This is a genomic window from Polaromonas sp. CF318, from assembly GCF_000282655.1.
Taxonomy (GTDB): domain Bacteria; phylum Pseudomonadota; class Gammaproteobacteria; order Burkholderiales; family Burkholderiaceae_C; genus Polaromonas.
This window is the reverse complement of record NZ_AKIV01000086.1, coordinates 42,085-50,477: the sequence shown is the minus strand read 5'-3', so window position 1 is coordinate 50,477 and position 8,393 is coordinate 42,085. Positions and strand designations below refer to the sequence as shown.

Annotated in this window: 8 protein-coding genes; 5 read left to right on the top strand and 3 right to left on the bottom strand. The window is 65.7% G+C overall.

What is annotated here, in order from left to right; all coding sequences use genetic code 11:
• Positions 1-189 precede the first annotated feature (189 nt).
• Positions 190-735 carry a hypothetical protein gene (locus PMI15_RS16710; protein WP_007871652.1) on the bottom strand — a complete coding sequence of 182 codons (546 nt, stop codon included), beginning with the start codon at positions 733-735 and terminating at the stop codon, positions 190-192.
• A gap of 133 nt (positions 736-868) precedes the next feature.
• Here PMI15_RS16710 and xdhC point away from each other — a divergent pair, with 133 nt between their 5' ends.
• On the top strand, positions 869-1,705 hold the full coding sequence (xdhC, locus tag PMI15_RS16705) for a xanthine dehydrogenase accessory protein XdhC (RefSeq protein WP_007871651.1): 837 nt from the start codon (positions 869-871) through the stop codon (positions 1,703-1,705).
• Positions 1,706-1,903: 198 nt separating this feature from the next.
• On the top strand, positions 1,904-3,109 hold the full coding sequence (locus tag PMI15_RS16700) for a urate hydroxylase PuuD (protein WP_007871650.1): 1,206 nt from the start codon (positions 1,904-1,906) through the stop codon (positions 3,107-3,109).
• Positions 3,110-3,112: 3 nt separating this feature from the next.
• On the opposite strand, the gene PMI15_RS16695 is transcribed toward PMI15_RS16700, so the two are convergent.
• Complete coding sequence (locus PMI15_RS16695) at positions 3,113-4,048, bottom strand: LysR family transcriptional regulator (RefSeq protein ID WP_007871649.1); 936 nt, start codon at positions 4,046-4,048, stop codon at positions 3,113-3,115.
• Between the two features lie 92 nt (positions 4,049-4,140).
• On the opposite strand from PMI15_RS16695, the gene PMI15_RS16690 reads away from it, so the two are divergent.
• Together PMI15_RS16690 and PMI15_RS16685 are read left to right on the top strand one after the other, a co-directional pair.
• Positions 4,141-5,220: a tartrate dehydrogenase gene (locus PMI15_RS16690; RefSeq protein ID WP_007871648.1), complete on the top strand. Its 1,080-nt coding sequence runs from the start codon at positions 4,141-4,143 to the stop codon at positions 5,218-5,220.
• Between the two features lie 30 nt (positions 5,221-5,250).
• Complete coding sequence (locus PMI15_RS16685) at positions 5,251-6,264, top strand: tripartite tricarboxylate transporter substrate binding protein (protein WP_007871647.1); 1,014 nt, start codon at positions 5,251-5,253, stop codon at positions 6,262-6,264.
• A 12-nt stretch (positions 6,265-6,276) separates the two neighbouring features.
• On the opposite strand, the gene PMI15_RS16680 is transcribed toward PMI15_RS16685, so the two are convergent.
• Positions 6,277-6,609: a multidrug efflux SMR transporter gene (locus tag PMI15_RS16680; protein ID WP_007871646.1), complete on the bottom strand. Its 333-nt coding sequence runs from the start codon at positions 6,607-6,609 to the stop codon at positions 6,277-6,279.
• Between the two features lie 376 nt (positions 6,610-6,985).
• On the opposite strand from PMI15_RS16680, the gene PMI15_RS16675 reads away from it, so the two are divergent.
• Positions 6,986-8,353, top strand: coding sequence for a glycerate kinase (locus PMI15_RS16675; protein ID WP_007871644.1), 1,368 nt, complete (start codon positions 6,986-6,988; stop codon positions 8,351-8,353).
• The last annotated feature ends 40 nt before the right edge of the window (positions 8,354-8,393 follow it).

The following is an 8,393-nucleotide window of genomic DNA, read 5'->3' as shown; positions in this document are numbered from 1 at the left end:
AAGCCGGTTCCGCGGCTCATGCTGGCCTTTAGGGCGGGGAGGGCGCGCAGCGCCCAAGCGCGATGCGAAGCGAGCCGATCAAGATCAGCAGGGGCCGCGGGACTGGCTTTGCCAGACCGCAGGCGCAGCGCCCCCTCGGGGGGCAGCGCATTACACGCAGCCGAAGGCGAAGTGAAAAGCGTGGGGGCTCTAGTCCTGCCCTTCGGTGAGCGTATCCAGCTGGAACTTCCCGCTCTTGTGCCACAGCCAGGTGTCGGTATAGACCACCTTGCCCATGCGCGCGGGTGCCGGGAAGGGCGAGGCTTCCTGGATCATTTTGGCGATTTCCGCCATCACCTCGGGTGCATGTTTCGGTGCGCGCATCCAGTCAAGCCGGGTTACGCGGCCGGCGCGGTCGATCTCCACATTGAGCACGCCCACCGCATACAGCAGCGGCGGCATGCGGCCCTTGTAGATGCGGTCCGAATTGAGGCCGTAAATGTGCGTGGCGCCGTCTTCCCGGTAAGCCCGCGGCGTGGCTGCCCCTGAGCTTCTGGCCGAGCCTTTCGGGCCTGCGATGGGCCCAATGACCGGGGAGTCGGGTGCGGTGGCAGGGCCGGCGGGCGCGGGCGTGGCGTCCGGTGCGGTCTTGCAGGCGCTGACAACGGCGGCGGCCGCGGCGGACAGCAGGGCCACCAGCCAGAAGCGGCGCGGGGCGGGAGAGGAAGGAGAGGAAGGCATCTCGGGTTTTGTCATGTTTTGCCTTTCGGCGGTTCATGGGATTTTGCGTATACCGGTCATCGTGCGTGGGAAGCGCGCGCTGCCCGGGTGGTGCTAAGGTCTAATTTAGCCGACTATTTCATCCGCTTACAGCGCAAACACGTCACCAATGGTTTCCCGCAACACCGATTTGTTACTTGAATCCCTGCTGGCCCGCCTGGCTTCGTCGCCGGCGGTGCTGGTGCAGGTGGCCCAAACCCAGGGCTCGGTTCCGCGCGAGGCGGGCACCTGGATGGCGGTGTTCGCCGACGCCATCGTGGGCACCATAGGCGGCGGCCACCTGGAATACGACGCCATCGCGCGGGCCCGCGCGATGCTTGGCGCTGCTGATCCAGCCGGCGCCAACGTTTCTCTGCGCGTGGCGCTGGGCCCGTCGCTGGGCCAGTGCTGCGGCGGTGTGGTGCAGCTGCGCTTTGAGCGGGTGCAGGCCGGCGATGCGGCGGCGCTGGCGCAGCGGCTGGGCTCGCCGCGGCTTACACCGGTGGCGCTGTTCGGCGGCGGCCACGTCGGCCACGCGCTCGTTCGGGTGCTTGCGCCTTTGCCGTTTGAACTGAGCTGGATAGACAGCCGCGACGGCATATTTCCGGACATCCTGCCGCCGCGCGTGAGTTGCGAACACTCCGATCCGGTGCAGGCCGCCGTGTCGGGCCTGGCGCCGCAATCGCGCGTGCTGATCATGAGCTTCAGCCATGCCGAAGACCTGGATGTGCTGGCCGCCTGCCTGAAGCGCCAGCGCGAGCAGGGCGATTTGCCCTACATAGGCTTGATAGGCAGCAAGAGCAAATGGGCGGCCTTTCGGCACCGGCTGGAGGCCCGGGGCTTTATATCGGAGGAACTCGCGCGCGTCACCTGTCCGATTGGCGTACCGGGCATTGGCGGCAAGGAGCCCGAGGTCATTGCGGTGGCCGTTGCGGCGCAACTACTCCAGACTGCCGATGCCGGATGAGATCACATCGCCAGGCTGTGCGTTTTCCCGCAATGCCTATAAACTTCCACCACCAGGTCGCAGCGGAGCCGGGAAACAGGGCCTCCAGCACGGAGCCCCGCTTCTCTTGTTCGTGACCCGTTTTCTGCTTACAGCGCCCGCAGTGGTGAGCAGGCTGAAATCGCGGTGCCCGCCCGGGTGCCGCAAGGGTTGAGAGATATGGAAAGCTACCTCCTCGACTGGGCCAACCTGCTGCTGCGCTGGGTCCACGTCATCACCGCCATCGCCTGGGTCGGTTCCTCGTTCTACTTCGTCTTCCTCGACAGCAGCCTCACGCCGCCCGTGGATGAAGACCTGAAAAAACAGGGCGTGAGCGGCGAACTCTGGGCCGTGCACGGCGGCGGTTTTTACCACCCCGTCAAATTCGCCGTCAAGCCGCCGCAGCTACCGGCCCACCTGCACTGGTTTTACTGGGAAAGCTACAGCACCTGGCTGTCGGGCTTTGCGTTGTTCACGGTGTCCTACCTCTGGCATGCCGGCACCTACCTGGTCGACAAATCGCTGATGAACTGGTCGCCGGGCGCGGCGGCCGGCGTGGCGCTGTCATTTTTTGTCGTGTTCTGGATGCTTTACGACGGCATCTGCCAGCTGTTCGGCAAGGGCAAGAACGGGGATGCCATCGTCGGCGCGCTGGTCGCGGTGCTGGTCTGCATCGCCTCCTGGCTGGCCTGCCACTGGTTTGCGGGCCGCGCGGCCTTTTTGCTGGTGGGCGCCATGATGGCCACCGCCATGAGCGCCAATGTGTTTTTCTGGATCATCCCCGGCCAGCGCAAGGTGGTGGCCGCCATCAAGGCCGGCGAGCCGGTGGACCCGGTGCACGGCCAGCGCGGCAAGCAGCGCAGCGTGCACAACACCTACTTCACGCTGCCGGTGTTGTTCGCCATGCTGAGCAACCACTACAGCTTCACCTGGAGCCATCCGCAGAACTGGCTGGTGCTGATTCTCATGATGCTGGCCGGCGCGGCGATACGCCAGTTTTTTGTGCTGCGCCACGGCTACAAGCTGGGCCGCAACCGGCATCCGGTGGCCTATGCGCTGGCGGGCGTGGCGGTCATCATCGGCGTGGTCGTCTGGATGAAACCGGCGCCCACGGCCGTGGCGACGCCAGCCGCCATTTCATCCAGCGCCGGCTATGACAAAGTGCAAACCATACTGGCCCAGCGCTGCTACCAGTGCCACGGCGAGCAGGTGCAGATGAAGAATGTGCGCCTCGATTCGCCCGCGGCCGTCAAGCTGCACGCCACGCAGGTCTACCAGCAGGCCGTGGTCACGCGGCTCATGCCCATGAACAACGCGACCGGCATCACCGAGGCCGAGCGGCAGCTCATCAAGCAGTGGTTTGATGCTGGCGCCAACACCCAGTAGCGACTACCAGTCGGTCGCCAGCCCGGCGGCCCGCGTCGAAGGCTTTTCGAAATGCCGGGCCAGGAAATCCACAAAAGCCTTGACCCGGGCCGAATGCTGGTGGCGGGCCGGGTAGACCGCATGGATGTCGGCCGCCGGCGTGCGGTAGTTTTCCAGCACCTGCACCAGCCTGCCGCTGCGCAGGTATTTGGCGATGTCCCACTCGGCGCGCATCAGGATGCCGTGGCCGTCCAGCGCCCAGTTGACCGCGATCTCGCCGTCGCTGGTGCTGAGGTTTCCATGCACCTTGACGGCCTGCGTGTGCTTGCCGGACGCCAGGCGCCAGATGCCGTAGGCCTCGTCGCCCTGGCGTATGCCTATGCAGTTGTGCCGCGCGAGGTCGTGCGGCACCCGGGGCGTGCCGTTGCGCGCCAGGTAGGCTGGTGAGGCGCAGAGCAGGCGGCGGTTCGGCGCGATCATGCGTGCCACCACACGCGCGTCGGGCGGCTCGCCAAAGCGTATGCAGACGTCAAAGGCGTCTTCGGTCAGCGGCGGCGGGTTGACGGTGAGCTGCAGCTGCACCTCCATCTCGGGGTGGGCTTTGACAAAACGCGAGATCAGCGGCGCGACGTGGCTGCGGCCAAAGCCCAGGGTGGCGTTCACGCGCAGCAGGCCCTTGGGCGCCGCCACGGCGCTGGAGACCTGCTGCTCCATGTCGTCGATGTCGGCCAGGATGCGGCGCGCGTGGACGAGGTAAATCTCGCCTTCCTGCGTGAGGCTGGCGCGCCGCGTCGTGCGGTTGAGCAATTGCACGCCCAGCCTGGCCTCCATCTGCGCCAGCCGCTTGCTGACCGCCGCCGTGCTGACGCCCAGCTCGCGCGCCGTGGCCGACAGGCTGCCGTAGCGCGCCAGCAGGCTGAAAAAAGCCATCTCGGAAGGGGCGGGGTTGGATGGGGTCATTCGTAACCTGAAGTTAACAATGACCTCACTTTAAGGCCTTTTGTTGTTACCGCCAATCGCTACATTGGACACCTCACAACCCGAGGATTTCCATGAAGACTTACAAGATCGCCTGCATCCCCGGCGACGGCATCGGCAAGGAGGTCGTCCCGGCCGGCCAGCAGGTGCTGCAGGCCCTGGCCGCCACGCAACAAAAATTCCGTTTCGAGTTCACGTCCTATGGCTGGGGCGGTGACTGGTACCGCGAGCACGGCGTGATGATGCCCGACCAGGGGCTGGAAGAGCTGCGGGACAAGGACGCCATCCTGTTCGGCTCGGCCGGCGACCCGCACATCCCCGACCACATCACGCTCTGGGGCCTGCGCCTGAAGATCTGCCAGGGCTTTGACCAGTACGCCAATGTGCGGCCCACGCGCATACTGCCGGGCATAGATGCGCCGCTCAAGCGCTGCACGCCCGAGCAGCTCAACTGGGTCATCGTGCGCGAGAACTCCGAAGGCGAGTATGCGGGCGTGGGCGGTCGCGCCCACCAGGGCCACCCGATCGAAGTGGCGACCGATGTCTCGATGATGACGCGCGCCGGTGTCGAGCGCATCATGCGCTACGCCTTCAGGCTGGCGCAGTCGCGGCCGCGCAAGCTGCTCACGGTGGTCACCAAGTCCAACGCCCAGCGCCACGCCATGGTGATGTGGGACGAGATCGCCCTGCAAATCAGCCGCGAGTTTCCCGACGTCAGCTGGGACAAGGAACTGGTCGACGCCTGCACGGCCCGAATGGTGAACCGCCCGGCCTCGCTGGACACCGTGGTCGCCACCAACCTGCACGCCGACATCCTGAGCGACCTGGCCGCCGCGCTGGCCGGCAGCCTGGGCATCGCGCCCACCGGCAACATCGACCCCGAGCGCCGCTACCCCAGCATGTTCGAGCCCATCCACGGCTCGGCCTTCGACATCATGGGCAAGGGCCTGGCCAACCCGATCGGCACCTTCTGGAGCTGCGTGATGCTGCTGGAGCATCTGGGCGAGCACGCCGTCGCCGGCCGGCTGATGCAGGCCATCGAAGCGGTGACGGCCGACGCCTCCCTGCACACGCGCGACCTCGGCGGCCGGGCCACCACGGCGCAGGTCACCGAAGCGGTCTGCAGCCGCTTTGCCGTCGCCGTGACGGCCTGATTCCACAAAACAGAAAAAAGGAGACAAGACATGCGATCACAACAACAAGGACGCGGCGGGTACTTTTTAAGGCTGGCGCGCGCGCTGGCCTTAAATGCCGCTGCCGCCGCGGCGGCCGGCCTGGTGGCTGCCCCGGCGTTTGCGCAGGCCTGGCCCGCGCGGCCCATCACCCTCATCGTGCCTTTCCCGGCGGGCGGTACGACGGACGTGCTGGCACGCGCCGTGGGGCAGGAGCTGTCAAAAAGCCTGGGCCAGCCCGTGGTGGTGGAAAGCCGGCCCGGCGCCGGCGCGACGCTGGGCGCGGATTTTGTGGCCAAGTCCAAACCCGACGGCTACACCTTGCTGATGGGCGCGGTGCACCACACCATCGCCACCAGCGTGTACAAAAAACTGCCTTATGACTTCCAGAAGGATTTCGCCCCCGTCAGCACTGTGGCGCTGGTGCCCAATGTGCTGGTGGTGAACCCGGCCGTCCCGGCGAAGACTGTGAAGGACTTGCTGGTGCTGGCCAAGGCGGAACCCGGCAAGCTGACCTACGGCTCCAACGGCAACGGCACGGGCCAGCACCTCATAGGGGCGCAGTTTGAAAGCATGGGCGGCGTGCAGATGCTGCATGTCCCTTACAAGGGCAGCGGGCCGCTCACCACCGATTTGCTGGGCGGGCAGATCACCATGTCCTTTGACACCATCACACCGGTGCTGCCGCACATCAAGGCGGGCAAGCTGCGCGCGCTGGCCGTGACGACAAACAAACGGTCTCCGGCCTTGCCCGATGTGCCCACGCTGGATGAAACCGGTCTCAAGGGTTTCAATCTCGGCACCTGGTTCGGCGTGCTGGCGCCGGCGGCCACTCCCAAGGACATCGTGGCGCGGCTGAGCACCGAACTGGCCAAAATCGTCAACTCGCCGGAGTTCCGCAAGAAGATGGACGATATAGGCGCCGAGCCGGTCGGCAATACACCCGAACAGATGGCGCGGCAGATCGCGGAAGACACCGAACGGTTCGCGAAGCTGGTGAAAGACGCCAAGGTCTCGATGGAGTGAGATGCCTGTCCGTCAGGCTACGGTCGATTTTGACAACAGGTTGAGCACCACCACGCCCACAATGATCAGCGCCATGCCCACCATGCCCCAGAGGTCTATCTTCTGGTGGTGAACGAAAAAGCTCGTGATGCTGATCAGCACAATGCCCAGGCCGGACCATATCGCATAGGTGACGCCGGTCGGAATGGCCCTCATGGCTACCGTGAGCAGGTACAGCGACGTGGCGTAGCCGGCGATGCTGATTAGCGAAGGGAGCAGCCGGGTAAAGCTCTCGCTGGATTTGAGCGCCGTGGTGGCGATGACTTCGATAACGATGGCAATGCCCAGGGCGAGGTAGGCGTTCATGGAGCTTGCTTTCTGCTTGCGTGGGTGAATGAGTGAAGGGGCATTCTAGGCAGCGCGTCCTTATGCCGGGCGAACGACCCTGCATCGCGACGGTCTTTACTTGCGTAGATCTGCGTGATCCGCGGAGAAGTCATCCGCAGATTTCGCAGATTTACGCAGATTGAAGAGACGATGTTGATGCTTTCAACACCTGATCCCTGTACCAACACAAGGATTGCACGACTGTCCATCACGATTGTTTTTAATCTGTGTAAATCTGCGTAATCTGCGGATAAATCTGGGATTTGAAGTAGCAGGATGTCCGGAACGGAGCGCAAATCCGCCCGCCGGGTTACTGACCGGTTACCACGGCACAATCGAGGGTGGAGACATTTCAATGACCGCCGCCAAGACACCTGCCCCCAACATGCCCAGCAACACGATTCCCGACGCCGCCGCACAGCCGCGCGAGTTCCTGGAACACCTGTACCGCGCCGCCGTTACGCGCGCGCTGCCGCTGGAGAACACCGCGCGCTACCTGCCGCAGCCGCCCACCAAAGCCAGCGGCGGCCGCACCATCGTGATAGGCGCGGGCAAGGCCGGCGGCTCCATGGCGCAGGCGGTCGAGGCCTTGTGGCCGGCCGACGCGCCGCTCGAAGGCCTGGTCGTCACGCGCTACCACCACATCCCGCCGCGGCCCGAGGGCCTGAAGCGGCGCATAGAGATCGTCGAGGCCGCGCACCCGGTGCCCGATGCCGCCGGCCTGGCCGCCGCGCAGCGCATCCTCGCCATGGTGCAGGGCCTGACCGAAAACGACCTGGTGCTGTGCCTGATCTCGGGCGGCGGCTCGGCCCTGCTGACCCTGCCGGCCGAAGGCCTGACGCTGGAAGACAAGCAGCGCATCAACAAGGCCTTGCTCAACAGCGGCGCGAATATTTCCGAGATGAACTGCGTGCGCAAGCACCTCTCGCGCATCAAGGGCGGGCGACTGGCCGCGGCCTGCGCGCCGGCGCGCGTGGTGACGCTCACCATCAGCGACGTGCCGGGCGACGACCCGTCCATCATCGCCAGCGGCCCCACGGTGCCCGACGCGACCAGCTGCGCCGAGGCGGTGGCGATTTTGCAGCGCTACGGCATTGAAGTGCCGGGCGCCATCATGAGCCTGCTCGAGCAGGGTGCGCTGGAAACCCCCAAGCCCGGCGACGCGGTTTTCACCGGCCATGAGGTCCACATGATCGCCACGCCCCAGCAGTCGCTGGAAGCCGCCGCCGCCGTGGCGCGCGCGGCCGGCCTGCAGGCTTGGATCCTGAGCGACGAGATGGAAGGCGAATCGCGCGAGGTCGGCAAGGTGCATGCGGCGCTGGCGCGCGCCGTGGCCCTCAAGGGCCAGCCCTTCAGCAGGCCCTGCGTGATCCTCAGCGGCGGTGAAACCACGGTCACGGTCAAGAAGCAGGCCGAAGGCACGCCGCGCGGCCGGGGTGGGCGCGCCGGCGAGTTCTGCCTGGGCCTGGCGCTGGCGCTGCAGGGCCAAAGCGGCGTCTACGCGCTGGCGGCCGACACCGACGGCATAGACGGCGTGGAAGACAATGCCGGTGCCTTTGTCGCGCCCGACACCTTGCAGCGCGCGCTGGCCAAGGGCATGAAGATAGACCAGTACCTGGACCGCAACGACGCCTATGGCTATTTCGAGCCGCTGGGCGGACTGGTGATCACCGGCCCCACACACACCAACGTCAACGACTTCAGGGCCTTGCTGGTGCTGTAACCCGGTGCGTGTCACCAGGGACGTTACAGTGTGGGCTGGT

Coding starts and splice junctions, on each gene's coding strand:
- PMI15_RS16710 (WP_007871652.1), bottom strand. CDS start 735: ATGACAAAACCCGAGATGCCTTCCTCTCCTTCCTCTCCCGCCCCGCGC.
- xdhC (WP_007871651.1), top strand. CDS start 869: ATGGTTTCCCGCAACACCGATTTGTTACTTGAATCCCTGCTGGCCCGC.
- PMI15_RS16700 (WP_007871650.1), top strand. CDS start 1,904: ATGGAAAGCTACCTCCTCGACTGGGCCAACCTGCTGCTGCGCTGGGTC.
- PMI15_RS16695 (WP_007871649.1), bottom strand. CDS start 4,048: ATGACCCCATCCAACCCCGCCCCTTCCGAGATGGCTTTTTTCAGCCTG.
- PMI15_RS16690 (WP_007871648.1), top strand. CDS start 4,141: ATGAAGACTTACAAGATCGCCTGCATCCCCGGCGACGGCATCGGCAAG.
- PMI15_RS16685 (WP_007871647.1), top strand. CDS start 5,251: ATGCGATCACAACAACAAGGACGCGGCGGGTACTTTTTAAGGCTGGCG.
- PMI15_RS16680 (WP_007871646.1), bottom strand. CDS start 6,609: ATGAACGCCTACCTCGCCCTGGGCATTGCCATCGTTATCGAAGTCATC.
- PMI15_RS16675 (WP_007871644.1), top strand. CDS start 6,986: ATGACCGCCGCCAAGACACCTGCCCCCAACATGCCCAGCAACACGATT.